Here is a 23466-nt window from a genome sequence, read left to right on the forward strand (position 1 = left end):
TTCAGGTCGGTCTGGGCACAGCCGCGGCAAGAGCGATCACGACGTCAATGGCAACCGCATGCCGCCAGTGCCGTTGCCGTGCGGTCCAGGGCTGATTGGGCCGCAATGGCGCTGGTGGTGTTGGAGGCGAGGAAGGCGAAAGCCAAGAGGTGGCCGTCCTGGTCGACGACCGTGCCTGCCAGGGTGTTGACGCCTGTGAGGGTGCCTGTTTTGGCTCGTACGACTCCTGCGGCGCCGTCGGTGTACCGGGTGGTGAGGGTGCCGGTGAAGCCGGCCACGGGGAGGCCGGTGAGGACGGCGCGGAGTTCGGGGTGGGCGGGGTCGCCGGCCTTGACGAGGAGGGCGGTCAGGAGGTCGGCGGTGAGGCGGTCGTCGCGGTCGAGGCCGCTGCCGTCGTTGAACCGGGCGCCCTTGAGCGGGAGTCCGAGCTTCTTCAGGACGCTCGCGATCGCCGCGGCGCCGCCGTCGAAGTCGGCGCGCTTGCCGCTCGCCACGGCCGTCTGGCGGGCCAGGGCCTCCGCGATGTCGTTGTCGCTGTTGGTCAGCATCCGCTCGACGATCGACGACAGCGGCGGCGAGGAGACGGCGGCGAGGGCCTTCGCGCGGGACGTCGCCTTGGAGGGACCGGGAGATGTCGTCCTGATGCCCTGGTCCGCCAGGAGGGCGCCGAACGTGCGGGCCGCGTCCGCCGCCGGGTCCGTGTCCCGGGTGACGGGACCGCTCGTCGAGTCGTCCGGGCGGGCCTCGTCGGCCATCAGGGAGGTGACGAGGGCGAGGTTGCCGTCGACCCCGATGGGGTGAAGTTCGGAACCGGCGAACAGGGTGGTGTCGTAGGAGAGCGTGACCTCGTGGATGCCGCGCTTCTTCAGGGCGGTCGCCGTCCGGTCGGCCAGGGTGCGCAGGCTCGCCCAGCCCTCGGCGTCCTTGTGGGCGGTCAGCGTGGGGTCGCCGCCGCCGACCAGGACGAGTTCGCCGGTGTCGGGCTCCAGGGCGGTGCGGGTGGTGAGGCGGTGGTCGGCGCCCATGGCCGAGAGCGCGGCGACCGCGGTGGCGATCTTGGTGGTGGACGCGGGCGTGAGGGCGTCGTCGGCGCCGGTCCCGTACAGGCGCTTGCCGTCGGTCAGGTCGACGACCGCGGCGGTGCGCCGGGCACCGAGCGCAGGATCGTCCAGCAGGGGCCCCAGGACGTCGGCGAGCGCCTTCCCGGTCGGGTCCGACTTCACGGTGTTCGCGGCGCCGCCGAGTCCGGCCAGGACGGACTCGGCGCTCGGGGCGGGCTCCGGCGCCTGACCGGCCGTACCTGATGCACCGGAATGACCACCGTGATCTGCGCCACCCGTGCCGTTCAGGGCGGCTGCCCGGTCCCGCTCGGCCGTACGCTGACCGGTGGAGTCCCAGGGACCTGCGGTGACGACCACCAGGACGGCCAGTGCCACACCGGCGCCGGCGGCGCCGGCGGTGTAGCGCCGCAGCCCGCCGGGCTTCGGCCTCGTGATCCGCGCGAGCTGCGGTTTCGCAGCGGCCACGGCTCGCGCGAGCTGCGGTCGCACGGCGCCCGCGGCTCGCTGGAGATGTGGTTGTACGGCGCCCACGGCCCGTGCCAGACCTGGTCGTACGGCGTTCGCGGCCCGCACCACATGCGGTCTCGCGGCCCGCCACGGCCTCAGCTCAGGCACGAACACCAGCCCCTTTCGCGATCACACTCGTGCGTGAGGGACACTTAACCACCAGAACTATGTGTTGATCATGGAGGAGTCACCGGTGGAGTTCGACGTCACGATCGAGATCCCGAAGGGTTCGCGGAACAAGTACGAGGTGGACCACGAGACCGGTCGGATCCGCCTGGACCGTCGACTCTTCACCTCGACCGCCTACCCGACCGACTACGGATTCGTCGAGAACACCCTCGGCGAGGACGGCGACCCGTTGGACGCGCTCGTCATCCTGGACGAGCCGACCTTCCCGGGCTGCCTCATCAAGTGCCGCGCGATCGGCATGTTCCGGATGACCGACGAGGCCGGCGGCGACGACAAGCTGCTGTGCGTACCGGCGACGGACCCGCGCGTGGAGCACCTGCGGGACATCCACCACGTCTCCGAGTTCGACCGCCTGGAGATCCAGCACTTCTTCGAGGTCTACAAGGACCTGGAGCCCGGCAAGTCCGTCGAGGGCGCCGACTGGGTGGGCCGCGTGGACGCCGAGATCGAGATCGAGCGGTCCTACAAGCGCTTCAAGGACTCCGGCGGTCACTGACCCCCGGCAAGTCCCGTGATCGGGCCGTACGCGTGCGCGTGCGGCCCTTTCGTGTGCCTGTGCGCATACTGAGGGCCACAGGAGGTGTCGTACAGGGAGTGTTACGCACGTGACGCACGCGGAGGACCGCAAGCCGCAGTCGGACGAGGCCAGGATGGCGTTCACGCCGCCGGCCGGTGTCGAGGTGGCGGACGGCGAGTCGGAGACCACGTCGGAGTTCTCCGTACCGGCCGGGCTCGACGTGACGCACGCGCCCGCGCCCGAGGCGGAGGGCTCGGCGTTCAACAACCCGCGCACCTACAGCGCCAAGGACGCCCCGCCCGCGTTCACCCCGGCCACCGGCATCCCCGTGGTCAGCCTGACCAAGGACGCGCCCTGGCAGGACCGCATGCGCACGATCCTGCGGCTGCCGGTGACCGAGCGGCCCGCGCCGGAGCCGGCCCAGAAGGCGGACGACAGCGGCCCGGCCGTCCCGCGCGTGCTCGACCTGACCCTGCGTATCGGCGAGTTGCTGCTCGCGGGCGGTGAGGGCGCCGAGGACGTGGAGGCCGCGATGTTCGCGGTCTGCCGGTCCTACGGCCTCGACCGCTGCGAGCCGAACGTCACCTTCACGCTGCTGTCGATCTCGTACCAGCCGTCCCTGGTGGACGACCCGGTGACGGCCTCGCGCACGGTACGCCGCCGGGTCACCGACTACACCCGGCTCGCGGCCGTGTTCCGGCTGGTGGACGACCTCAGCGACCCGGAGACCGAGATCTCCCTGGAGGACGCCTACCGGCGCCTGGCGGAGATGCGCCGCAACCGGCACCCGTACACCACCTGGACGCTGACCGCGGCCAGCGGCCTGCTCGCCGGGGCCGCCTCGGTGCTGGTCGGCGGTGACGTGCTCGTGTTCGTGGCGGCGGCGCTGGGCGCGATGCTCGGCGACCGGCTGGCGTGGCTGTGCGCGGGGCGCGGGCTGCCGGAGTTCTACCAGTTCACGGTCGCCGCGATGCCTCCGGCGGCCATAGGCGTCGCGCTGACGGTGGCCCAAGTGGACGTGAAGGCGTCCGCCGTCATCACCGGTGGGCTGTTCGCGCTGCTGCCGGGACGGGCGCTGGTGGCGGGCGTGCAGGACGGGCTGACCGGCTTCTACATCACCGCCTCGGCGCGGCTTCTTGAAGTGATGTACCTCTTCGTGGGGATCGTCGCCGGGGTGCTGGTCGTCCTGTACTTCGGCGTCAACCTGGGCGCCAAGCTCAACCCGGACGCGGCCCTGGAGATCGCCGAACGGCCCTACTGGCAGATCGCCGCGTCGATGCTGCTGTCGCTGACCTTCGCGGTGCTGCTCCAGCAGGAACGGTCCACCGTGCTGTGGGTGACCCTCAACGGCGGGGTCGCGTGGTCGGTGTACGGCGCGCTGCGCTACCCCGGCGAGCTGTCGCCGGTCGCGTCCACGGCGGTGGCGGCGGGCCTGGTGGGCCTGTTCGGGCAGCTGCTGGCGCGCTACCGGTTCGCCTCGGCGCTGCCGTACACGACGGCGGCGATCGGGCCCCTGCTGCCCGGCTCGGCCACCTACTTCGGGCTGCTGTCCATCGCCCAGAACCACGTGGACAAGGGGCTGGTGTCCCTGGCCACGGCCGCGTCACTGGCCATGGCCATCGCCATCGGGGTCAACCTCGGCTCGGAGATCTCCCGGATGTTCCTGCGGATCGGGTCCCCCGAGAAGCGCCGGGCCGCCAAGCGCACGAGGGGCTTCTAGCCCCTCTCGCCCGTCCGGCCCTAGTAGCCCTGGTTCTGTCCCTGGCCCTGGTCCTGATTGCCGTACGGGTACTGCTCGTTGGGCCGACCGCCGTACTGCTGCTGGGGCGGGTAGGGCTGCTGCGGATACGTCTGCTGGGGGTACTGCTGCTGCGGGTGCTGCGGTGCGTAGCCGTAGTCCTGGGGCGGGGTGTGCGGCTGCTGCTGGGGCTGGGGCTGCTGGTAGGGCTGGTCGGCCGAGGGGATGCGGCGCAGCTGGGTCGTCGCGTCGTCCGGCACGTAGGGCTGCTGCTCCGCCGGGACGGCCTGCGCGGGGTTCTTCCTCGCCTTGGACCGGGCCCGCATGAACTCGATGACGATCGGGACCACCGAGATGAGGACGATCAGGATGAGCATCGCCTCGATGTTGTTCTTGACGACGTCGATCTTGCCGAGCCAGGAGCCGAGCAGGGTGACGCCGGCGCCCCACAGCACGCCGCCGATCACGTTGAAGGTCACGAACGAGCGGTACTTCATGCCGCTGACGCCGGCGATGATCGGCGTGAAGGTGCGCACGATGGGCACGAAGCGGGCCAGGACCAGCGACTTGGGGCCGTACTTCTCGAAGAACTCGTGCGCCTTGACCACGTTCTCCTGCTTGAAGAGACGGGAGTCGGGGCGGCTGAAGAGCGAGGGGCCGACCTTCTTGCCGAACATGTAGCCCGCCTGGTCGCCGAGGATCGCGGCGACGCAGATCAGGGCGATGGCCGCCCACAGGGGGAAGTCCAGCTGGTTCGACGTGATCAGCAGGCCGGCCGTGAAGAGCAGCGAGTCGCCCGGCAGGAAGAACCCGATGAGCAGGCCCGACTCCGCGAAGACGATCAGGAGCAGGCCCCAGATGCCGAACGTGTCGAGCAGTTGGTTCGGATCGAGCCAGCTCGGGCCGAGGGCGATCGTCGTCACGGTTCCGGTGCTCCTGAGGGGTGGAGGGAGATACGGCGTCCTGCTGCGGGCGCCCAAAGCTATCAACGCAATGTGTCCGCCCCAGGTTCCACCGGTGATTCCAGGATGCACTGTGCGCCCACTGGGGCAAAGCTGTGAGGTTATGGGCATCGATGAATACGGCGGCGGTCAGGGCTCCGAGCCCGACGTGCTGGTCGTGACGACGAACGACGTACCCGGCTACCGGGTCCAGGAAGTCCTCGGCGAGGTCTTCGGGCTGACCGTGCGCTCACGGCATCTCGGCAGCCAGATCGGGGCCGGGCTGAAGTCGATGATCGGCGGCGAGCTCAAAGGGCTTACCAAGACGCTCGTGCAGACCCGCAACCAGTCCATGGAGCGGCTCATGGAACAGGCACGCGCGCGTGGCGCCAACGGAGTGCTGGCGTTCCGCTTCGACGTGACCGAGGCGGCGGACCTCGGTACGGAGGTGTGCGCGTACGGGACGGCGGTGATCCTGGCCCGGGAGTAGCCGGGAGCTGCCCGCCCGGGCCAGGTCACTAGGAGGTGTGCCGGGCCGCGTTCGCCGTGATCGCGTCCCTGAGGTGCTCGGCCAGACCCGGCCCCATGGAGTCGTAGAACGCCTTGAAGCGCTCGTCGGAGACGTACATCCCGGCGAGGGAGACGTGCATCTCGTACGGGCAGTCGTAGAACCATGTGGTGATGTGCCGCCGGTGTTCCTCGGCGAGGTCCATGGCGGCCTCACCGGTGGCGGGTTCGCCGGCGGTCACCAGGGCGGCGTAGCGCTCGCCCCAGGCGTCGACCTCGGCCTGCATGCGTTTCCAGTCGTCCTTGGTGTAGCGGGCGGCCCGGCGCTGCGACTCCGCGTAGGCCTCGGTGCCGCCCCAGCGTGCTTCCGCCTCCTCGGCGTACTGGTCGGGGTCCTTGTCCCCGAAGACCTCGAACCGTTCCTCGGGCGTGAGGTTGATGCCCATTCTGCGTGCCTCCATGGCGTGCTCCACGGCCTCGGCCATCTTCTGCAGCTTCTCGATCCGGGCGGTCAGCAGCTCGTGCTGCCGGCGCAAGTGCGCGCGCGGGTCCGCGTCCGGGTCGTCGAGCAGGGCCGCGACCTCGTCGAGCGGGAAGCCGAGCTCCCGGTAGAACAGGATCCGCTGCAGCCGGTCGAGGTCGGCGTCGCTGTAGCGCCGGTGGCCCGCGTGGCTGCGCTCGCTCGGGGCGAGCAGGCCGATGGCGTCGTAGTGGTGCAGGGTGCGCACCGTGACGCCGCCGAAGCCCGCCACCTGTCCTACGGAGTAGCTCACCTCGTCCGCTCCCTTCTCGGTACGCACTCCACGATGGGTCCTCACGCCGCGTGAGGTGCAAGCCCGTTTCCCTCCGGGTGCAGTACCCGTCCCTCCGGGTGTCGCGCCCGATATGTCCGCTTATCGTGAGCGCGTGGCCCAGGACCCCGCGCTCAAGGCGCCCGCCGACCAGGCGAGACCGGCGACCCCCGCGCGCGTGCTGCTGCCGTCGATCCTGCCCGCCCTGGTCGTGGGGGTGGTCGCGAGCCTGCTGTTCCTCGGGGTGAGCGCGCTGGCCGAGCAGTTCCAGCACGTCCTGTGGCGGAACCTGCCGGACGCGCTGGGCGTGGGCCGGTACTCCGTGCTGTGGATGCTGGTCATGCTCACCGCGACCGGCCTTGCGGTCGGTCTGGTGGTGTGGAAGGTGCCCGGCCACGCGGGCCCCGACCCGGCGACCACCGGCCTCGACGCGCGCGTGCTGCCGCCCGTGGTCCTGCCGGGGCTGCTGCTGGCGACCGCGCTGATGCTCGCGGGCGGCCCGAGTCTGGGTCCCGAGAACCCGATCATCGCCGTCAACGTGGGGCTCGCGTTCTGGCTGGGCAGCCGGTTCGTGCCCCGGATGCCGGGCGCGATGTGGCCGGCGCTCGCGGAGGCGGCGACGATCGGCGCGCTGTTCGGTACGCCGGTCGCGGCGGCGCTGGTGATCTCCGAGGCGCTGGCCGGGCGGCGGCTCAAGGGGCCGCTGTGGGACAACGTCTTCCCGCCCCTGGCCGCGGCGGCGGCCGGCGCCCTGACGACCACCCTGGTGGCCCATCCGACCTTCGACCTGCATCTGCCCGTGCTCGGCCGGCCCGGCTGGGGCGACCTGCTGTCCGCCCTCGTGATCGCCTCGCTGGCCGCGCTGCTCGGCATGTGCGCGGTCCGCGCCTTCCCGTACGTCCGCGGCGCCTTCCAGCGTCTGGGGCACCCCATGCTGGTCATTCCGGCGGGCGGGCTCGTGCTGGGCCTGCTGGCGGCCCTGGGCGGGCATCTGACGCTCTTCAAGGGGCTGGCCGAGGTCGGGGAGCTGGCGCGCGATCCCGACGGCTGGTCGGCGGGCGAGTTCGCGGTGATGACGGTGGTGAAGCTGGCGGCGCTGCTGGTCGCCGCGTCCAGCGGGTTCCGGGGCGGGCGGATCTTCCCGGCCGTGTTCGTCGGCACCGCCTTCGGGCTGTGCGCGCACGCCCTGGTCTCCGGTGTCCATCCGGCCGTCGGCGTCTGCGCCGGCGTGCTGGGCATGCTCCTGGCCGTCACCCGGCAGGGCTGGATCAGCCTGTTCACGGCCGCCGTGCTGGCGTCCTCGGCGGCGATGCTCGCCCTGCTGTGCATCGCCTCGCTGCCGGCCTGGCTGCTGGTGACCGGGCGCCCGCAGATGCAGTTGCGCGAGGACGGAACTCCGGTGCGCTGACAGCCGTTTGACATCCGTTGATCGTCTCAGGAGGCAGGCCCATGCCGTTGCACAAAGGTCCCGAGCAGCCCGACGAGCGCCCGCTGTCCGTCAACCCCTTCTTCGGAGAGGCGAATCCGGTCGGCGGCATGACCGAGGCACCACCGAAGCACCGGCTGCCGGACGCCCCGATGTCCCCGTCGACGGCGTACCAGCTCGTGCACGACGAGCTGATGCTGGACGGCAACTCCCGGCTGAATCTGGCCACCTTCGTCACCACCTGGATGGAGCCCCAGGCGGGGGTCCTGATGGCGGAGTGCCGGGACAAGAACATGATCGACAAGGACGAGTACCCGCGCACCGCCGAGCTGGAGAAGCGCTGCGTGGCGATGCTGGCGGCGCTGTGGAACGCGCCGGATCCGGCCGCCGCCGTGGGCTGTTCGACCACCGGTTCCAGCGAGGCGTGCATGCTCGCAGGGCTGGCCCTGAAGCGCCGCTGGACGCAGCGCAACGCCGACCGCTACCCGTCCCGGGACGCCCGCCCCAACCTGGTCATGGGTGTCAACGTGCAGGTCTGCTGGGAGAAGTTCTGCAACTTCTGGGAGGTGGAGGCCCGCCAGGTGCCCATGGAGGGCGACCGCTACCACCTCGATCCGCAGGCCGCCGCCGAGCTGTGCGACGAGAACACCATCGGGGTCGTCGGCATCCTCGGCTCCACCTTCGACGGGTCCTACGAGCCGATCGCGGAGCTGTGCGCGGCCCTGGACGCGCTCCAGGAGCGCACCGGACTCGACATCCCGGTGCACGTCGACGGCGCGTCCGGCGGCATGGTCGCGCCCTTCCTGGACGAGGACCTGGTCTGGGACTTCCGCCTCCCGCGCGTGACGTCGATCAACACCTCGGGGCACAAGTACGGGCTGGTCTACCCGGGCGTCGGCTGGGCGCTGTGGCGCGACAAGGAGGCGCTCCCCGAGGAGCTGGTCTTCCGCGTCAACTATCTGGGCGGCGACATGCCCACCTTCGCGCTCAACTTCTCCCGGCCGGGCGCCCAGGTCGTCGCGCAGTACTACACGTTCCTGCGCCTTGGCCGGGACGGCTTCCGGGCGGTGCAGCAGACCACCCGGGACGTGGCCCGGGGGCTGGCCGACCGGGTGGCGGCGCTGGGCGACTTCCGGTTGCTCACCCAGGGCGACGAGCTGCCCGTCTTCGCCTTCACGACGGGCCCGGACGTGACGGCGTACGACGTCTTCGACGTGTCCCGGCGGCTGCGCGAGAGCGGCTGGCTGGTGCCCGCGTACACCTTCCCGCCCAACCGGGAGGACCTCTCCGTGCTGCGGGTGGTGTGCCGCAACGGCTTCTCGGTCGACCTCGCCGACATGTTCGTGGAGGACCTGACCCGGCTGCTGCCGGAGCTGCGCCGCCAGTCGCACCCGCTGACGCGCGACAGGACCGCGGCGACCGGTTTCCATCACTAGGCCCGGCGAACCGGGGCCCGTCGGGTGTTCACCGGACGTTCAAGCGGTGGACAGTTCGTCCGGCCGCCAGTGAGCAGACGCCTCTCATGGCCACCGCACAAGCAAGCGACAGCAATCCGGGTGAGCTCGACGACGTACCCGGCTGGTTTCCGCCGTTGGACCAGGTTCTGTTCACCTGGCTCCTGGAGCGGCAGGAGGCGCGGGGCGTCCGGGGCGGGCTGCTGGAGCTCGGCGCCTACCTGGGCAAGAGCGCGATCCTGCTCGGGCACCACCGGCGGGTCGGCGAGGAGTTCACGGTCTGCGACCTCTTCGGCGGCGAGGCGCCGGACGGGGCCAACCGGGCGGAGACGAGGAAGTCGTACTCCTCGCTCACCCGGCAGGCCTTCGAGCGGAACTACCTCTCCTTCCATGACAGCCTGCCCCGGGTGATCGAGGCCCCCTCCTCCGTGATCTCGAAGGAGGTGGACCCCGGGACCTGCCGCTTCGTCCACATCGACGCCTCGCACCTGTACGAGCACGTCCGCGACGACATCGGCGCGGCGCACGACCTCCTGCTGCCCGACGGGATCGTCGTCCTGGACGACTTCCGCTCCGAGCACACCCCGGGTGTCTCGGTCGCCACCTGGGAGGCGGTGCTCAACCGCGGGCTGCGCCCGATATGCCTCAGCACCCAGAAGCTGTACGGCACTTGGGGTGATCCGGAGCCGGTCCAGGAGGAGCTGCTGGCGATGCTCAGGGAGCGGGCGGACTGCGGGCTGAGCGTCCAGCCGGCCGCGGGCCACCGGCTGATCCGCACGCGCGCCCACAAGGACATCAAGCCGCCGCCCTTCCCGTACTCCCGGCACTACACGGCGCCCGGACCTCAGCAGCAGCCGACCGCCACCCTGACCTCCACTCCCCCGGCCCGCCGCCCCCGGTCGCGCTCCCGCCGGCTCGCGGTGGACCTGCTGCCGCCGATCGTCACCCGGGCCCTGCGGCGGGCACTGTCGGCCCGTCCGCCGCGCCCTGCGCCTAACGGCTGAGGCGCGCGAACCTCCGTACCGCCAGCGGGAAGAACACCACGAGCAGGCCCAGCGGCCAGACGACGGCGGCCCAGATGTGCCCCGGTTCCCCGCCGGGGCCGCCCAGCAGGTCCCGTACGGCCGTCGCGGTCTGGGACATCGGGTTCCACTCGACGACCGTGCCGAGCCAGCCGGGCATGGAGGCGGGGTCGGCGAACGCGTTGGACAGGAAGCCGACCGGCCAGACCAGGATCTGCACGGCCTGGACCATCTCCGGTTTGCCCGCGACCAGGGCCAGTTGGATGCCGATCCAGAGCATGGCGAACCGGAAGAACAGCAACAGGCCCATGGCGCCCAGGAATTCGGCCGGGGAGCAGTGCACGCGCCAGCCCAGCGCGAACCCGACGCCTACGAGGATCGCGAGCCCCAGCGCCGACTGGAGCATGTCGGCGGCCGAACGGCCCACCAGGACCGCGCCGTTGACCACCGGCATCGAGCGGAAGCGGTCGATCACGCCCCGGTCGAGGTCCTGGGTGACGCTGAGCATGGTGCCCTCCAGGCCGAAGGCCATGGTGAGCGCGAGCATGCCGGGGACGAGGAAGTCCAGGTAGTCGCCCTCGATCCCGCGTCCTCCGCCGACCAGGTAGCCGAACATCAGCAGCAGCATCACGGGGAAGACCAGGCCGACCAGCACCTGCACGGGCTGCCGTGCCCAGTGGGCGAGTTCACGGCGGGTCATGGTCCAGCAGTCGGTCAGCGCGTACGCGGTCATGCGGCGGCCCCCTTCGTGACGGACTCCGTCTTCGCGGCGGACTCCGTACGGTCGTCGTCCCGTGCCGTCAGCCGCAGGAACACCTCGTCCAGGGTGGGCCGGCGCAGGGCCACGTCCTCCGCCTCGATGCCGGCCTCCTCCAGGGCGCGTACGACTCCGGAGAGCGCGGCCATGCGGTCGGTGACCCGGGCGCTGAGCAGGCGGCGGTCGGGGTCGACGGAGACGTCGCCCTTGGGGATCGGCAACAGGGCTACCGCGGCGCCCAGTTGACCGGCGTCGCGCAGGACCACGTCGATGCGGTCGCCGCCGGTGGCCGCCTTCAGCTCGTCCGGCGTGCCGTCGGCGATCACCCGGCCGCCGTCGACGACACAGATGCGGTCGGCGAGCTGATCGGCCTCCTCCAGGTACTGGGTGGTGAGCAGGACCGTCGTACCGCCGCCGACCAGGGAGCGGACCGACGCCCACACCTCGGCCCGGCCGCGCGGGTCGAGGCCGGTCGTCGGCTCGTCCAGGAACAGCACCTCCGGGTCGGTGATCAGGGAGGCGGCCAGGTCCAGGCGGCGCCGCATGCCGCCGCTGTAGGCGCGGACCTGCTTGCGGCCGGTGTCGGTGAGGCCGAAGCGCTCCAGGAGCTCGTCGGCACGCACACGCGCGTGGCGGGCGCCCAGGTGGTGCAGGCGGCCGAACATCTCCAGGTTCTGCTGACCGCCCAACTCCTCGTCGAGGGCCGCGTGCTGGCCGAGCAGGCCGATGCGGGAGCGGACCGCGCGGGCCTCCGTCACGACATCGTGCCCCGCCACCTCGACGCGGCCGGCGTCGGGCCGCAGCAGGGTGGACAGGATCCGGACCAGGGTCGTCTTGCCCGCGCCGTTGGGGCCCAGGACTCCGTGCACCGCGCCCCGGGCGACCGTGAGGTCGAGCCCGTCCAGCGCGGGTTTACCGCCGTACGCCTTGCGTGCTCCGTCAACCGTGATCGCGGTGTCGGCCACTGCACTCCTTCACACTCGTCCAGCTGATCAAATCCAGCTAATCAAACTTGACTACTTCATCGAAGGTAACGCGACCGAGTCGATTGGTCAAACTTGATTAGCGGTCGTCCCCCGGGTGCCGGTCCCCCGTCGCGTACGGGTTCTCCCGGCCCTCGGTGAGGACGCCGACGAAGGGCTCGCCCTCGCCGGCGAAGGTGTAGGCGCCGCCCTCGATGCGGTCGATGAGCCCCTGGGTCCAGGCCGAGTCGGAGTCGGCCGTGTGGACCCAGAGGTTCATGATCTCGCCGATGTGGCCGAGCTGTTCGGGGCCGTCCTCGGGGATGTAGTGCTCGGTGACGGCGCCCCGCCAGGCCCCGATCCGGCTGATGCGCTCCTTGAGGAGGGTCACCGCCTCGTCCCGGGTCAGCTCGACCAGGAAGCCGATGGCCGCCGACTGGATGTCCATCTTCTGGTCGTAGGAGACCAGGGACTCCCGCAGCAGCCGGAAGAACTCGTCGGTGCCCCAGTCGGTGATCTCGTACTCCGTGCGCGGCGGGCCGCCGGCCGTGGACGGCGCGATCTCGTGCGCGTGCAGCAGTCCCTGCTTCGCCATCTGCTTCAGGGCGTGGTAGATCGAGCCGGGCTTGGCGTTGGACCACTCGTGCGCGCCCCAGTACTCCAGGTCGTTGCGCACCTGATAGCCGTGGGCCCGCCCGTGCTGACGAACGGCGCCGAGCACGAGGAGACGGATCGCTGACATGCGCCCAAGCCTAGGGCGCGGGCCCTCTACCCCCAGGAGGCGCCCTGCTCCTGTGCGACCAGTTCGAAGGCGGTCTTGCCGTCGAGGGACTCGCGGACGATGTCGGCGTGGCCGGCGTGCCGGGCGGTCTCGCGGATCAGGTGCAGGCAGAGCCAGCGCAGGGAGACGCGGCCCTCCGGCGGGAACCAGGGGTCGTTCGGGAGCGGGAAGGTGTCGTCCAGGCTCGGCACCGAGCGGATGTACGCCTCGGTCTCGGCGGCGACCTTCTCCCAGTAGGCGAGCTGGGACTCGACGGTCTCGCCGTCGACCAGCAGGAACGTCTCGTGCCAGTTGGTCTCGTCCCGCCGCACGGCCGGCGGCTCCTGCTTGGCCCGCGCGATCCAGCCCTGCTCGACCTCGGCGACGTGCTTGAGCAGACCGGAGAGGGAGAGTTCGCCGGCGCTGGGCTTGCTCGCGGCCTGCTCGTCGGTCAACCCGAGCAGCGCCCTGCGGACGCCGCCCCGCTGCTCCTCGATGAACGCGAGCAGCGCCCCGCGCTCGTCGCCCCGCGCCTCTGCCGCTACGTGAGTGACCATGACCGTCGCCTTTCGCCGCTGGCCAGGGAGCCCGTCCCCCTGCCCGACACCGACGAAGCTACGGGCCATTGAGGTCAGTTTCTGTCCTCAATGGCCCGCCTACGGCGACGTACTCAAAGATTCTCGGCGTACGCGCAGGCCCTAGAACGGGAAGCCGCTGCGGCCGTGCTGCACGGAGATCCACTTCAGGGTGGTGAAGGCGTCCAGGGTCGTCTCGCCGTTCAGGCGGCCGAGGCCCGAGCTCTTCTCGCCGCCGAAGGGGACGAGGGGCTCGTCGTGGACGGTGCCGTCGTTGACGTGGAACATGCCGGTGTCGATCTGCTTGGCGAAGGAGACGCCCCGCTCGATGTCACCGGTGTGGACGGCGCCGCTCAGGCCGTACGGGGTGTCGTTGACGAGGCGGACCGCCTCCTCCTCGCCGTCGAAGGTGATGAGGAAGGCGACCGGGCCGAAGACCTCCTGGCGCAGCAGCGCCGAGTCGGCCGGGACGTCGGCCAGGACGGACGGCGCGACCAGGTTGTCGGTGGTCGTGCCGTGCACCAGCGCCGTCGCGCCCTCGGCGATCGCCTGCTCGACGACGCTCGAAATGGCCTCCGCCTGCGAGGAGTTGATGACCGGGCCGATGATGGTCTGCGGGTCGCGGGGGTCGCCGACCTTGAGGTTCTTCACCTTGGCGACGAACTTCTCGGTGAACTCCGCGGCGATCGAGCGGTCCACCAGTACGCGGTTCGCGGCCATGCAGACCTGGCCCTGGTGGACGTACCGGCTGAAGACCGCCGCGTCGACCGCGTAGTCGATGTCGGCGTCGTCGAGGACCACGATCGCGCTGTTGCCGCCGAGTTCGAGGACCGAGCGCTTGAACTGCGCGGCGCAGACCGTGGCCACGTGGCGGCCGACCTTGTCGGAGCCGGTGAAGGAGATGACCTTCGGGATCGGGTTCTCGATGAAGGCGTCGCCGATCTCCGCGATGTCCGTGACGACGACGTTCAACAGGCCGCCGGGCAGGCCCGCTTCCTCGAAGATCTTGCCGACCAGGGTGCCGCCGGCGATCGGGGTGTTCTGGTGCGGCTTGAGGACCACGGCGTTGCCGAGCGCGAGGGCGGGGGCGACCGACTTGATCGACAGCAGGAAGGGGAAGTTGAAGGGGCTGATCACACCGACCACGCCGACCGGCTCGCGGTAGACGCGGTTCTCCTTGCCGTCGATCGGCGACGGGAGGATCCGGCCCTCGGGGCGCAGTGCGAGGTGGACCGACTCGCGCAGGAACTCCTTGACGAGGTGCAGTTCGAAGCCGGCCTTGAGGTACGTGCCGCCGAGCTCGGCGATGATCACCTCGGTGATCTCCTGCTCGCGCTCCTCGATGACGCGCAGCGCCTGCTCGAAGACGGCACGGCGGGCGTAGGGGTTGGTCCGTGCCCACTGCTTCTGGGCCGCGGCCGCCACCTTGTACGCCTCGTCGACCTCGTCGACCGTGGCTATGGTGATCGACGCGAGCTTCTCTCCGTCGTACGGGTTGAAGTCGATGATGTCCCAGGAACCTGTACCCGGGCGCCACTCACCGTCGATGTACTGCTGAGCCAGGTCGGTGAAGTAGGACGACATGTGATCCCTCAATCGCTAGCAGACACCTGCACCACGTCACGGTCTGATCACGTGTCATCGTACTTGCGCGCTAAGCGAGTTGGGGACGGAGAGCAATCTTCTGGGGAGAACTCTAGGAGAGCTGGAGGAGACCTCGTAGAAGGTCCCGGCTCTCGTCCGGCCCGGGGCTGTCCTGCTGCAGCTCCTTGAGGGCCTTCTCGTACTGGGCCACGTCCTCCTGCTTGTCCAGGTACAGGGCGCTGGTGAGCTGCTCCAGGTACACGACGTCCGACAGGTCGGACTCGGGGAACGACAGGATCGTGAACGCGCCACTCTCGCCCGAGTGCCCGCCGAAGCCGAACGGCATGATCTGCAACCGCACGTTGGGCCGCGCGGAGATCTCGATCAGGTGCTGGAGCTGGCCGCGCATCACCTCGCGGTCGCCGTACGGGCGGCGCAGGGCGGCCTCGTCCAGGACGATGTGGAACTCGGGGGCGTTCTCCGCGAACAGGTACTTCTGGCGCTCCATGCGCAGCGTCACGCGCTTCTCGATGTCGGCCGCGCTCGCGCCCTTCATCCCGCGCCGCACGACCGCGCGCGCGTACGCCTCGGTCTGCAGCAGACCGTGCACGAACTGCACCTCGTACGCCCGGATCAGCGACGCGGCGCCCTCCAGGCCCACATAGGTGGGGAACCAACTCGGCAGGACGTCCGAGTAACTGTGCCACCAGCCCGCGACGTTGGCCTCGCGGGCCAGGGAGAGCAGCGAGATGCGCTCGGCCTCGTCCGTGATCCCGTACAGCGTCAACAGGTCCTCGACATCGCGTGTCTTGAAGCTCACCCGGCCCAGCTCCATCCGGCTGATCTTCGACTCCGAGGCGCGGATCGAGTACCCCGCCTGCTCTCGCGTGATGCCCTTCGCCTCACGCAGTCGCCTGAGTTGCGAGCCGAGCAGCATGCGCCGCACCACCGATCCTGGCTCTCCCGCGCTCACGTTCGCCAGCCTCCCCAACCGTCTCCAGGGGCCGCAGTCTGCCACTAAAACACTCCGAGCAGTACTCGTCCGATTACAGATACGGCAATAAGTCAAAGATTCTGCACAGGTAAGGGGGAGGTGTTGGCAAGTAGGGCGCCGGAAGATGGCGGAAAAAATGGCCAACAAGCGGTACGGGAGGGTCCAATTCGGTCGCGTGCACGTGCATCTGCCCTTGCATCTGCCCTACGCATCCGAAACCATGGTCTCGCGCCACCGCTGCATCGCAACGACCGCGAATTCCCGGGAGTGCCTCGCATGGGGACGAATGGATCGACCATGCTCGAGCCGTTACGGCAGGGCCTTCCGCCGCTTGATCCCGCGGCCGTGTCCGACGCCGCGTCGTGTTCGCTGCCCGCCCGCTACGAAGCGGTGGGCGATGCGAGACGCTTCACGCGCCGGACACTGGACCAGTGGGACACCGGCGAGCGGTTCGACGACGTCTGTCTGGTGGTCTCCGAGCTCGTCACCAACGCCCTGCGGCACGCCCTGCCGGCCACCTGCGTCCAGGTGGACCACGCGGCGCCCGTGCGGCTGCATCTGATGCGCTGGACCGAGCGGCTGGTGTGCGCGGTGCGCGACCCCAGCCAGGACAGCCCCGTGGCACGTGAGACGGACGACTTCTCGGCCGAGTCGGGCCGTGGCCTGTTCCTCGTCGACTCCTTCAGCGACAGCTGGGGCTGGCACCCGCTGGCGGGCACGCTCGGCGGCAAGGTGGTCTGGGCGCTGTTCCAGCTGCCGGTCACGCCCGCGGCCGCGGCCGAGTGAGGCACCGCGGCGCTTTTTCGCGCCGCGGTTCTACGCGCGTCGAGGCGTCGGGAGTTCCCGATCGCCCGGATTCTCCCGGGGCCGGCCGTACGTCAGCCCACGACCAGGTGGTCGAACTCCCCGTCCTTGACGCCCGCAAGCATGGCCTCGATCTCGGCGCGGGTGTAGACGAGGGCGGGCCCGTCAGGGAAGCGCGAGTTGCGCACCGCGACCTCCCCGCCGGGCAGCCGGGCGAACTCCACGCAGGAACCCTGCGAGTTGCTGTGCATGCTCTTCTGCCAGGCCACCCCGTTCAGCTCCGTGGCTGCCATGCCGTTGTACACGTCCCGGTCCACAGGTCGCTCCCCGGTGGTGCGGTGGCCCCTGGGGCCATTGATGCAGTGGTCAACTGATCCGGATCATAACCCTGTTCACGTGCAAATGCATGAGCAGATGCACGTGCACGCGGGGTGTTCTCTCGGTTACAGCTTTGACGACCCCTTTGCCGGAGTTGATCCAGCGTGTGCCCCGGGGTTCCCAGACCATGCGATGCGGATCATCGGATCGAATCCCTCGTGCACTAAGGAGAGACGCAGACGGCGCCCTTCCTGTTCCAGGGTCCGTGAATCGATCCGGTGCGCAGGCCGGAACGGACAGGCGTCCCACCGGCGGACGGACGCCGTCCGCCCGACGTCGTACTCAAGAACCTCCACGTCCACAACGCCGGAAAAGTTCGAACTACCTGCTGGAATAGGGCAATAGTGCCATCTCCCGCGCGTTCTTGATCGCCCGTGCCAGCAGCCGCTGCTGCTGCGCCGTGACCCGGGTGACGCGGCGACTGCGAATCCTGCCGCGGTCGGAGATGAACTTCCGCAACAGGTCGGTGTCCTTGTAGTCGATGTACGTGACCTTGGCCCGGCCCAGCGGATTGGGGCGGCTGCCCGCGTTCTTGCGGTCGGTCCTGCGGTCGGTGTTGCGAGGCATCAGACCTCCAGGAAGGCGTCGAAGACGGGCGGGAACCGCTGCCAGGCGATGCGCCCGGCCGCGTACTCGGTGTCGGTCAACAGGCAGGACTCCAGCAGCCGTTCGAGGCCGTCGCGGTCGAGGCCGGGGGATGTGAAGACCAAGTGCTGGCAGCAGTCGCCGTGTTCGGCGTGCCAGTCCAGCGCGGCGGCGGCGCGGCGCACCGGCGGGACCAGGTCCCAGGCCGCGTCGGGCAGGGAGGCCAGCCACGGTCCCGCGCTCTCCACGCACAGCGCACCGCCGGCGGCATCCCAGTGCAGCAGCACGTCGGGCTTGTCGGCCAGCCAGAACCGGCCCCGGCTGCGGGCGGCCGCGCAGGTCAGATCCTCCAGGGCCGCGAAGAGCCGCTCCGGGTGGAAGGGGCGGCGCCGGTGCCACACCAGGGTCGACACCCCGTGCGCGTCGGCCTCGGCGGGCAGCAGGGCGCAGGCGGGGTGCTGGGCGGCGGCCGCGGCCTCCACGTCGAAGCCGGCCAGGGCGGCACGGGCGAGCGGAGAGGGGCGTGCGCCTTCCGGTGCAGGTGCAGGTGCACCGGAGGGCCGGACCGCGAGATCGGCGGATGGCTGGAAAACGCCCGTCAGATCCCCGGAGTGGCCCCCCTGGACGGGGACTTGACGGGCTGTCGGGTGCAGCTGGGCGAGCAGTTCGCGGTCCCCGTCGTCGGCCTCCGGGGAGTCGAGGACGGCGAGGACGGGGGCGTACTCCAGCTGGCGGGCGAAGGTCTCGGCGACCGTGCGCCGGTCGGTGGCGGCCGCGGCGAGGCCGCGTTCGGCGAGGTCGTCGCCGTTGCCGAGATACGGCAGCAGCAGCGCCGGATCCACGGCGGTGATCACGCCGGTGACGGTCAGCCCGCCGGCCGCCACCACCTCGACCATGGCCTTGGGTTCGACGGAGTCCCACAGCTCGACGACGGCGAGCCGGGTCAGCCCCGTGGCCGCGAGGCGGCGCAGCTCGGGGACGAGGTCCTCGCGCAGGGCGCAGCACGCGCAGTCGTTGACCAGGGGCGCCTCGCCCGCGGAGAGCAGGCCGGTGGCGTCGCTGAGTGTGCGAACGACCGTGCCCGCCGCGGCCGTTCCGAGGTCGTGGTGGAGTACGACGCTGCCGGGCACGTCGGCCAGCAGCCGCGCGACGGTCGCCCTGCGGGCCTCGGCGTGCAGCCCGCCGACGATGACGACGGACAGACTCACGCCCGACCCCGCTTCCCGAACCGTCGCTCGAAGCGCTCCACGCGCCCGGCGGTGTCCAGCACGCGCGCGGTGCCGGTGTAGAAGGGGTGGCTGACGTTCGAGATCTCGACGTCCACGACCGGGTAGGTGCGGCCGTCCTCCCACTCGACGGTCTTCCCGCCGGTCCTCGCCTCGCCGGCCAGCGTCGAGCGGGTGAGGAAGGCGTGGCCGGCGGCTCGGTCGCGGAAGACGACGGGGCCGTATGAAGGGTGAATTCCGTTGCGCATGGCGGGGGTTCAGCGCTCCTCTCGGAAGTCGACGTGCCGGCCGGCGACCGGGTCGTACTTGCGCAGGGTCATGCGGTCGGGGTCGTTGCGCCGGTTCTTGCGGGTCACATAGGTGAAGCCGGTCCCCGCGGTGGACCGCAGCTTGATGACCGGGCGGAGTTCGTTGCGTGCCATGGTGCTACCTTACTGAAAATGAATTCCATTAACGCAACCCCATCGTGGCAGCGATCGAGGAGAGGTACGTCACCCATGTCCGCCCACTGCATGCTGACCGGCGCCCGGCCCGGCTTCGGCAACCGCATCTCCCACTCCCACCGGCGCACCCCCCGCCGCTTCGACCCCAACATCCAGACCAAGCGCTACTGGCTGCCGGGCGAGAGCCGGCACGTACGGCTGCGGCTGAGCGCGCGCGGGATCAAGGCCGTCGACGTGATCGGCGTCGAGGCGGCCGTGGCCCGGATCAGGGCGCGGGGGGTGCGGGTCTGATGGCGAAGAAGAGCAAGATCGCGAAGAACGAGCGACGCCAGGAGATCGTCGCCCGGTACGCCGGGCGCCGCGCCGAGCTGAAGGAGATCACCCGCCGGCCGTCCTCGACGGAGGCCGAACGGCTCGCCGCCCTGCGGGAGTTGCGCAGGCAACCGCGCGACGCCAGCGCGACGCGGGTACGCAACCGCGACCAGGTCGACGGGCGCCCCCGCGGTTACTTCCGCGCCTTCGGGCTGTCCCGGGTGTCACTGCGTGGGCAGGCGCATGCCGGGTATCTGCCGGGGGTGCGCAAGTCCTCCTGGTAAGCCTCACAGCTGCTCCCCATGGCAGGGAGGGCGGGGGCTGGTAGCTTGCTGCGGGCGTTGCGGCCAACCGGCCACGGCTTGCTGGGGCCTGCGCTTTCGGGCCCCTCCGGGCCTGGCCGGCTGCGTCGCGGGGCGCGTTCGGGCCGAGCCGAGCGGGGTCTGGTGCCGTTGCTGCGCGCGCCGGGGCCGATGCTCCGGTGCGGCGGATGTGCGCGCCAGGGCCGGTGACGCCGACCTGATCCGAATGACGGGCCCTAGAGCTTGGGAGCTACCAGTGACTTCGGCGACTACGAAGGTGCGGATCGTGGCGGCGGCCGCCGGTCTGGCGGGCGCGCTCGCGCTCACCGGATGCAGCGACGACGGCGGTTCCGGCGACGGTGCCTCGTCGAGCGCCAGCGCGTCCGCGACCTCCACGGCGACCGCGGACACGGGCGGCGGCTCCGGCGATTCCAGTGCCTCCGGTGGCTCCGACGGGACGACCGCGTCCGACGGTCTGCAGGGCAGTTGGCTCGCCACCACCGACGGCAAGGCCGTGGCGCTGGTGGTCAACGGCAAGCAGGCGGGGCTCTTCTCGACCGGCGGGACCGTGTGCAGCGGGACCGCGGGCGAGGAGGCGGGCATGCAGATGATCCACCTCACCTGCACCGACGGCAGCAAGCAGCGGGCGACCGGGATGGTCGACTCCGTGAACAAGTCCGGCCTCTCGGTCACCTGGTCGGGCAGCCTCGGCAAGGAGACGTACACCAAGGCGGAGGGCGGGCAGCTGCCGTCGGGGCTGCCTACCGCGAGTCTGGGGCAGTAGGCGTCGGCGCGGCAGTCCGGCGGTCGGCCGCGGTCCAGGCGGGGGCGGGCAACCGGCCCGCGGATTCGTGCGTGATGATCCATGCACGCCTCTCACCGGCGTCACTCCCCCGAAGCACCCGAGGACCCTCATGCGCGCCACCCGGATCACCGTCGCCGCCTTCGCCGCGGCCCTCCTGCTGACCGCCTGCGACGACGGCGGCGGTGACGGCGGGAGCGGCAGCGGCGCGAGCAAGGCCGCCGGCGGCGGCTGCACGCTCGACGCCGTCGGGGTGCGGGTCGACGCGAGCCCGGCCCCGGCCGCCGGGGACAGCGGCAATGTCACAGTGACGATCACCAACCGCGGCTCGCAGTGCACCCTGAACGGCTATCCGGGCGTCGACCTGGCCGCCGGCAGCACCTCCGCCAAGGTCCCGGTCGACAAGGCGTCCAAGGCGGCGAAGCTGACGCTGGCCAAGGAGGCGACGGCCTCCTTCACCATCAGTTACGTGCGTGGCGAGGCGGGTGGCACGAAGAGTCTCGCGGTGAAGACGGGCAGGTTCAGCCTGCTCGGCGCCACCGCCGACCACAGTTTCGCGTGGTCGTACGGCGAGGTCGCGCTCAAGGGCGACGCAGGCACGCCGTACGCCTCGGTGACGGCGTTCACGCAGGCGGGCGACTGAGACGTTACGACGGTCGGGGCAGCCGGGGCCTGGCACCGACCTGGGCCCGGTCGGCCGCCTCGGCGCCCTCGGTCCAGCCCGCCGCATCGGTCACGCCGCGCAGCCGGGTCGTGGTCGTCTCGGGGAACATGCGGTCCGCCTCGGCCGTGACCGCGACCTCGCGGGTGGCCAGCACCGGGAGCAGGTCGTCGGTCACCTGGGTCTCGGCGGCGGCCGCGAGGCGGATGCCTATCCGGTGGGCGTAGGCCGCGAGGAACGACTGCCGGAAGCTCTTGGTACGCCGTCGGCCGCCCGCGCGCTGCGCCGCCTCCGCCTTCGTCATGGCCGTCTGGGCCTGGACCAGCAGCGACGCGTAGAGCAGCTCGACCACCTCCAGATCGGCCTCGAAGCCGACGACCGTGGAGAAGGCGAGCGGTTCGTTCCACACGGACCGGCAGTGGTTGGCGTCGGCGACCGCGTCCAGCAGCACCGCCTTGGCCTGCTCGTACGGCGGCTCGACCCCGATCCGGCAGGCGCCGGGCGCGTCCTTCGCGGTCGCCCGCGCGCCGAGCAGCGCCTCGTCGATGCTGTGCCGGGCCGTCAGCTCCTGCGCCTTGGCGGTGAGCGCCTCCGCCTCCTCGGGAAACCCGGTCGCCTCGGCCTTGGCCAGCAGCGCCCGGATCCGCGTGAGCATGCGGGACTCGGGCCGGGCCTTGCCCGTGGACCGGCCGCCGGACCCGTGATCGGACAGGTCGTCGAGGGGTTCGAGGCTCGGCAGCCGCAGCAGCAGCCGGTACAACTCCAGAACCGCGGTGGCGTGCGAGAAGCGGTCGGTGCGAGGCGGTGCCTCGCCGGAGCCAGGCAGCGACTCCAACTGCGCGGTCCAGCGCGGCCCGCGCGGCCGGTCGTCCGGAACCTGCTCACGGATCAGCGCGGACACGAGGTGCACATGTACGTCGTCCAGCTCCCGGCGCACGATCCGCACGACGTCGGCGGGCTGCCAGCCGCGCCGCCAGGCCGCAGCCACGAACTCCCGCCCCCGACGGGCGAGTTCGGCGTCGGCCGCCGGGTCCGCGGCCAGCACGGACGCGCCCGTGTCGAGGGCGGAGTCGGCATCGGCGGCGTAGAGAGCGGCCTCGAAGGCGCGCTCGACGGTGCTGGTCGTCGTACTGGTCACGCTTCGATCGTGACACGAGGCACTGACAGATCGGCAACGGGCGAGGGGGCGGAGCGGGGCCGGAAGCCGGCCGGGGTTCGGTGGGTCAGGTGTGGAGCAGGGTCAGGGTCTGGGACAGGGCCTCCGGGGACGGGCAGGGGATGTCCGGGGTGACTCCGGTGGATTCCCAGTTGGTGCCGGAGATCGGGTTGATCGCTCGGGCTACCGCGACGGTGGCTTCCAGGTTGGGGTGGAGTGTCCAGCCCTCGCGGGGGTGGGCGCCGCCTCGGGTGGCCTCTCCCACGACGACCGCGCGGCCCAGTTGCTGGAGGTCGTAGGCGAGTTCCTCGGCGGCGGAGAAGGTGCGGGGGCCGGTGAGGACGTAGACCGGCTTGGTGGCGCCGAAGCGGGTGCCGGGGACGTGCGGGAGGGACCAGGACTGGTCGTAACGGTCGCCCACGCGCGAGTACATGGTGTTGAGGTGGGTGCGCTCCTCAAGGAGGTAGCTGCAGACGAAGGCGACGGTGTCCGGGTCGCCGCCGACGTTGTCCCGCAGGTCCAGGATCAGCGCGTCGGCCCGGGCGACCAGGGTGAGCGCGGCGGAGAGCGGTTCGGCGGCCCAGGACAACGGGAAGAGGGAGGGGCCCAGTTCGAGGAGGGCGGTGTTGCCGGCCAGGAGCTCCACGCGCGGGACGCCGCCCAGGGACGCGTCGAACCGGCGGCGCATGTCGGCCAGCGCGGCCTCGCCCTGGCCCTGCGGCACCCGCTCGGGGTGGTACTTGAGATTCAGGTGCGGATCGCCGTTGACCGACTGCAGGTCGGCGGTGACCAGGGCGCCGAGTTCCGCCGCGCTCGCGACGTCGTACGCACCCTCCGCCAGACGCCGGCGCAGCAGCGCGGCCACCTTCTCGGCGACGTCCGGGAACACGTAGTGCTCGGTGAGCAGCCGGGCCGTCTCGTCGACGATCCCGGGAGCGTCGGTGACGGGAGCGGGGGCCGATGCGGCGTTCGTCGTCAGCGTGGTCATGGCAGCCGAGTCAACCACCGTTGG

At 70.9% G+C, this 23466-nt stretch carries 27 protein-coding genes; 11 read left to right on the forward strand and 16 right to left on the reverse strand.

Annotation, left to right across the window (positions count from 1 at the left end; translation table 11 throughout):
• Positions 1-44: 44 nt before the first annotated feature.
• The gene (gene dacB, locus M2283_RS09265; RefSeq protein WP_280875647.1) at positions 45-1682 is read right to left on the reverse strand and encodes a D-alanyl-D-alanine carboxypeptidase/D-alanyl-D-alanine endopeptidase; all 1638 of its coding nucleotides are present in this window, start codon (positions 1680-1682) and stop codon (positions 45-47) included.
• A gap of 79 nt (positions 1683-1761) precedes the next feature.
• On the opposite strand from dacB, the gene M2283_RS09270 reads away from it, so the two are divergent.
• Together M2283_RS09270 and M2283_RS09275 are read left to right on the forward strand one after the other, a co-directional pair.
• Positions 1762-2253: an inorganic diphosphatase gene (locus M2283_RS09270; RefSeq protein WP_280875648.1), complete on the forward strand. Its 492-nt coding sequence runs from the start codon at positions 1762-1764 to the stop codon at positions 2251-2253.
• 109 nt (positions 2254-2362) lie between these two features.
• Positions 2363-3994: a threonine/serine ThrE exporter family protein gene (locus M2283_RS09275; protein ID WP_280875649.1), complete on the forward strand. Its 1632-nt coding sequence runs from the start codon at positions 2363-2365 to the stop codon at positions 3992-3994.
• Between the two features lie 20 nt (positions 3995-4014).
• On the opposite strand, the gene M2283_RS09280 is transcribed toward M2283_RS09275, so the two are convergent.
• Positions 4015-4935 (reverse strand): DedA family protein, encoded by a 921-nt coding sequence (locus M2283_RS09280; protein WP_280875650.1) that lies wholly within the window; start codon positions 4933-4935, stop codon positions 4015-4017.
• A gap of 142 nt (positions 4936-5077) precedes the next feature.
• Between M2283_RS09280 and M2283_RS09285 the strand changes: the two genes are divergently transcribed.
• Positions 5078-5443: a YbjQ family protein gene (locus M2283_RS09285; protein WP_280875651.1), complete on the forward strand. Its 366-nt coding sequence runs from the start codon at positions 5078-5080 to the stop codon at positions 5441-5443.
• A 28-nt stretch (positions 5444-5471) separates the two neighbouring features.
• Here the strand turns inward: M2283_RS09285 and M2283_RS09290 are convergent, their stop codons facing one another.
• Positions 5472-6233: a MerR family transcriptional regulator gene (locus M2283_RS09290; RefSeq protein ID WP_280876240.1), complete on the reverse strand. Its 762-nt coding sequence runs from the start codon at positions 6231-6233 to the stop codon at positions 5472-5474.
• Positions 6234-6366: 133 nt separating this feature from the next.
• Between M2283_RS09290 and M2283_RS09295 the strand changes: the two genes are divergently transcribed.
• The 3 genes from M2283_RS09295 to M2283_RS09305 all read left to right on the forward strand — a co-directional run bounded on the left by M2283_RS09295 (position 6367) and on the right by M2283_RS09305 (position 10135).
• Positions 6367-7659, forward strand: coding sequence for an ion channel protein (locus M2283_RS09295; RefSeq protein WP_280875652.1), 1293 nt, complete (start codon positions 6367-6369; stop codon positions 7657-7659).
• A gap of 41 nt (positions 7660-7700) precedes the next feature.
• The gene (locus M2283_RS09300) at positions 7701-9113 is read left to right on the forward strand and encodes a glutamate decarboxylase (protein WP_280875653.1); all 1413 of its coding nucleotides are present in this window, start codon (positions 7701-7703) and stop codon (positions 9111-9113) included.
• 86 nt (positions 9114-9199) lie between these two features.
• The gene (locus M2283_RS09305) at positions 9200-10135 is read left to right on the forward strand and encodes a class I SAM-dependent methyltransferase (RefSeq protein ID WP_280875654.1); all 936 of its coding nucleotides are present in this window, start codon (positions 9200-9202) and stop codon (positions 10133-10135) included.
• On the opposite strand, the gene M2283_RS09310 is transcribed toward M2283_RS09305, so the two are convergent.
• The 6 genes from M2283_RS09310 to M2283_RS09335 all read right to left on the reverse strand — a co-directional run bounded on the left by M2283_RS09310 (position 10125) and on the right by M2283_RS09335 (position 15728).
• The gene (locus tag M2283_RS09310) at positions 10125-10886 is read right to left on the reverse strand and encodes an ABC transporter permease (RefSeq protein WP_280875655.1); all 762 of its coding nucleotides are present in this window, start codon (positions 10884-10886) and stop codon (positions 10125-10127) included. The genes M2283_RS09305 and M2283_RS09310 overlap by 11 nt on opposite strands.
• Entirely contained in the window at positions 10883-11875 is a 993-nt protein-coding gene (locus M2283_RS09315) for an ATP-binding cassette domain-containing protein (RefSeq protein WP_280875656.1), read from the reverse strand. The genes M2283_RS09310 and M2283_RS09315 overlap by 4 nt, the downstream gene beginning before the upstream one ends.
• Before the next feature lie 97 nt (positions 11876-11972).
• A complete protein-coding gene (locus tag M2283_RS09320; protein ID WP_280875657.1) occupies positions 11973-12614 on the reverse strand; it encodes a PadR family transcriptional regulator in 642 nt (213 codons plus the stop codon).
• A 26-nt stretch (positions 12615-12640) separates the two neighbouring features.
• Positions 12641-13189, reverse strand: a complete 549-nt coding sequence (locus tag M2283_RS09325) for a DinB family protein (protein ID WP_280875658.1) — start codon at positions 13187-13189, stop codon at positions 12641-12643.
• Between the two features lie 141 nt (positions 13190-13330).
• On the reverse strand, positions 13331-14791 hold the full coding sequence (locus M2283_RS09330) for an aldehyde dehydrogenase family protein (RefSeq protein WP_280875659.1): 1461 nt from the start codon (positions 14789-14791) through the stop codon (positions 13331-13333).
• Between the two features lie 112 nt (positions 14792-14903).
• Positions 14904-15728 (reverse strand): helix-turn-helix domain-containing protein, encoded by an 825-nt coding sequence (locus M2283_RS09335; protein WP_280876241.1) that lies wholly within the window; start codon positions 15726-15728, stop codon positions 14904-14906.
• A gap of 354 nt (positions 15729-16082) precedes the next feature.
• On the opposite strand from M2283_RS09335, the gene M2283_RS09340 reads away from it, so the two are divergent.
• Positions 16083-16571: an ATP-binding protein gene (locus M2283_RS09340; RefSeq protein ID WP_280875660.1), complete on the forward strand. Its 489-nt coding sequence runs from the start codon at positions 16083-16085 to the stop codon at positions 16569-16571.
• 92 nt (positions 16572-16663) lie between these two features.
• Here M2283_RS09340 and M2283_RS09345 read toward each other — a convergent pair whose 3' ends face one another.
• From M2283_RS09345 to rpmG, 5 genes are all read right to left on the reverse strand, one after another.
• Positions 16664-16882, reverse strand: a complete 219-nt coding sequence (locus tag M2283_RS09345) for a DUF397 domain-containing protein (protein WP_280876242.1) — start codon at positions 16880-16882, stop codon at positions 16664-16666.
• A 406-nt stretch (positions 16883-17288) separates the two neighbouring features.
• Positions 17289-17534, reverse strand: coding sequence for a 30S ribosomal protein S18 (gene rpsR / locus M2283_RS09350; RefSeq protein ID WP_280875661.1), 246 nt, complete (start codon positions 17532-17534; stop codon positions 17289-17291).
• On the reverse strand, positions 17534-18760 hold the full coding sequence (locus M2283_RS09355) for a CobW family GTP-binding protein (RefSeq protein ID WP_280875662.1): 1227 nt from the start codon (positions 18758-18760) through the stop codon (positions 17534-17536). The genes rpsR and M2283_RS09355 overlap by 1 nt, the downstream gene beginning before the upstream one ends.
• Complete coding sequence (locus M2283_RS09360) at positions 18757-19026, reverse strand: type B 50S ribosomal protein L31 (protein WP_280875663.1); 270 nt, start codon at positions 19024-19026, stop codon at positions 18757-18759. Before M2283_RS09360 ends, M2283_RS09355 begins: the two co-directional genes overlap by 4 nt.
• 9 nt (positions 19027-19035) lie before the next feature.
• Entirely contained in the window at positions 19036-19200 is a 165-nt protein-coding gene (rpmG, locus tag M2283_RS09365; protein WP_015658813.1) for a 50S ribosomal protein L33, read from the reverse strand.
• 75 nt (positions 19201-19275) lie between these two features.
• Here rpmG and rpmB point away from each other — a divergent pair, with 75 nt between their 5' ends.
• The 4 genes from rpmB to M2283_RS09385 all read left to right on the forward strand — a co-directional run bounded on the left by rpmB (position 19276) and on the right by M2283_RS09385 (position 21280).
• The gene (gene rpmB / locus M2283_RS09370) at positions 19276-19512 is read left to right on the forward strand and encodes a 50S ribosomal protein L28 (protein ID WP_280875664.1); all 237 of its coding nucleotides are present in this window, start codon (positions 19276-19278) and stop codon (positions 19510-19512) included.
• Positions 19512-19817 carry a 30S ribosomal protein S14 gene (rpsN, locus tag M2283_RS09375; protein ID WP_280875665.1) on the forward strand — a complete coding sequence of 102 codons (306 nt, stop codon included), beginning with the start codon at positions 19512-19514 and terminating at the stop codon, positions 19815-19817. The genes rpmB and rpsN overlap by 1 nt, the downstream gene beginning before the upstream one ends.
• A gap of 244 nt (positions 19818-20061) precedes the next feature.
• Positions 20062-20619: a hypothetical protein gene (locus M2283_RS09380; RefSeq protein ID WP_432423042.1), complete on the forward strand. Its 558-nt coding sequence runs from the start codon at positions 20062-20064 to the stop codon at positions 20617-20619.
• 130 nt (positions 20620-20749) lie between these two features.
• Complete coding sequence (locus tag M2283_RS09385) at positions 20750-21280, forward strand: DUF4232 domain-containing protein (protein WP_280875667.1); 531 nt, start codon at positions 20750-20752, stop codon at positions 21278-21280.
• A 4-nt stretch (positions 21281-21284) separates the two neighbouring features.
• Here M2283_RS09385 and M2283_RS09390 read toward each other — a convergent pair whose 3' ends face one another.
• On the reverse strand, positions 21285-22436 hold the full coding sequence (locus M2283_RS09390) for a DUF2786 domain-containing protein (protein WP_280875668.1): 1152 nt from the start codon (positions 22434-22436) through the stop codon (positions 21285-21287).
• A gap of 85 nt (positions 22437-22521) precedes the next feature.
• Positions 22522-23442, reverse strand: coding sequence for a S41 family peptidase (locus tag M2283_RS09395; protein ID WP_280875669.1), 921 nt, complete (start codon positions 23440-23442; stop codon positions 22522-22524).
• Between the last annotated feature and the right edge of the window lie 24 nt (positions 23443-23466).

The organism is Streptomyces pseudovenezuelae (assembly GCF_029892565.1).
In the GTDB taxonomy this organism is placed as follows: Bacteria; Actinomycetota; Actinomycetes; order Streptomycetales; family Streptomycetaceae; genus Streptomyces; species Streptomyces pseudovenezuelae_A.

What these genes read in the sequence shown, in the direction of transcription:
- rpsR (WP_280875661.1), bottom strand. Translation starts at nt 17,534, where the DNA reads ATGCCTCGCAACACCGACCGCAGGACCGACCGCAAGAACGCGGGCAGC.
- M2283_RS09340 (WP_280875660.1), top strand. Translation starts at nt 16,083, where the DNA reads ATGCTCGAGCCGTTACGGCAGGGCCTTCCGCCGCTTGATCCCGCGGCC.
- M2283_RS09300 (WP_280875653.1), top strand. Translation starts at nt 7,701, where the DNA reads ATGCCGTTGCACAAAGGTCCCGAGCAGCCCGACGAGCGCCCGCTGTCC.
- rpmB (WP_280875664.1), top strand. Translation starts at nt 19,276, where the DNA reads ATGTCCGCCCACTGCATGCTGACCGGCGCCCGGCCCGGCTTCGGCAAC.
- M2283_RS09335 (WP_280876241.1), bottom strand. Translation starts at nt 15,728, where the DNA reads ATGCTGCTCGGCTCGCAACTCAGGCGACTGCGTGAGGCGAAGGGCATC.
- M2283_RS09380 (WP_432423042.1), top strand. Translation starts at nt 20,062, where the DNA reads ATGACGGGCCCTAGAGCTTGGGAGCTACCAGTGACTTCGGCGACTACG.
- rpsN (WP_280875665.1), top strand. Translation starts at nt 19,512, where the DNA reads ATGGCGAAGAAGAGCAAGATCGCGAAGAACGAGCGACGCCAGGAGATC.
- rpmG (WP_015658813.1), bottom strand. Translation starts at nt 19,200, where the DNA reads ATGGCACGCAACGAACTCCGCCCGGTCATCAAGCTGCGGTCCACCGCG.
- M2283_RS09345 (WP_280876242.1), bottom strand. Translation starts at nt 16,882, where the DNA reads ATGGCAGCCACGGAGCTGAACGGGGTGGCCTGGCAGAAGAGCATGCAC.
- M2283_RS09360 (WP_280875663.1), bottom strand. Translation starts at nt 19,026, where the DNA reads ATGCGCAACGGAATTCACCCTTCATACGGCCCCGTCGTCTTCCGCGAC.
- M2283_RS09385 (WP_280875667.1), top strand. Translation starts at nt 20,750, where the DNA reads ATGCGCGCCACCCGGATCACCGTCGCCGCCTTCGCCGCGGCCCTCCTG.
- M2283_RS09395 (WP_280875669.1), bottom strand. Translation starts at nt 23,442, where the DNA reads ATGACCACGCTGACGACGAACGCCGCATCGGCCCCCGCTCCCGTCACC.
- M2283_RS09325 (WP_280875658.1), bottom strand. Translation starts at nt 13,189, where the DNA reads ATGGTCACTCACGTAGCGGCAGAGGCGCGGGGCGACGAGCGCGGGGCG.
- M2283_RS09305 (WP_280875654.1), top strand. Translation starts at nt 9,200, where the DNA reads ATGGCCACCGCACAAGCAAGCGACAGCAATCCGGGTGAGCTCGACGAC.
- M2283_RS09320 (WP_280875657.1), bottom strand. Translation starts at nt 12,614, where the DNA reads ATGTCAGCGATCCGTCTCCTCGTGCTCGGCGCCGTTCGTCAGCACGGG.
- M2283_RS09310 (WP_280875655.1), bottom strand. Translation starts at nt 10,886, where the DNA reads ATGACCGCGTACGCGCTGACCGACTGCTGGACCATGACCCGCCGTGAA.
- M2283_RS09285 (WP_280875651.1), top strand. Translation starts at nt 5,078, where the DNA reads ATGGGCATCGATGAATACGGCGGCGGTCAGGGCTCCGAGCCCGACGTG.
- M2283_RS09330 (WP_280875659.1), bottom strand. Translation starts at nt 14,791, where the DNA reads ATGTCGTCCTACTTCACCGACCTGGCTCAGCAGTACATCGACGGTGAG.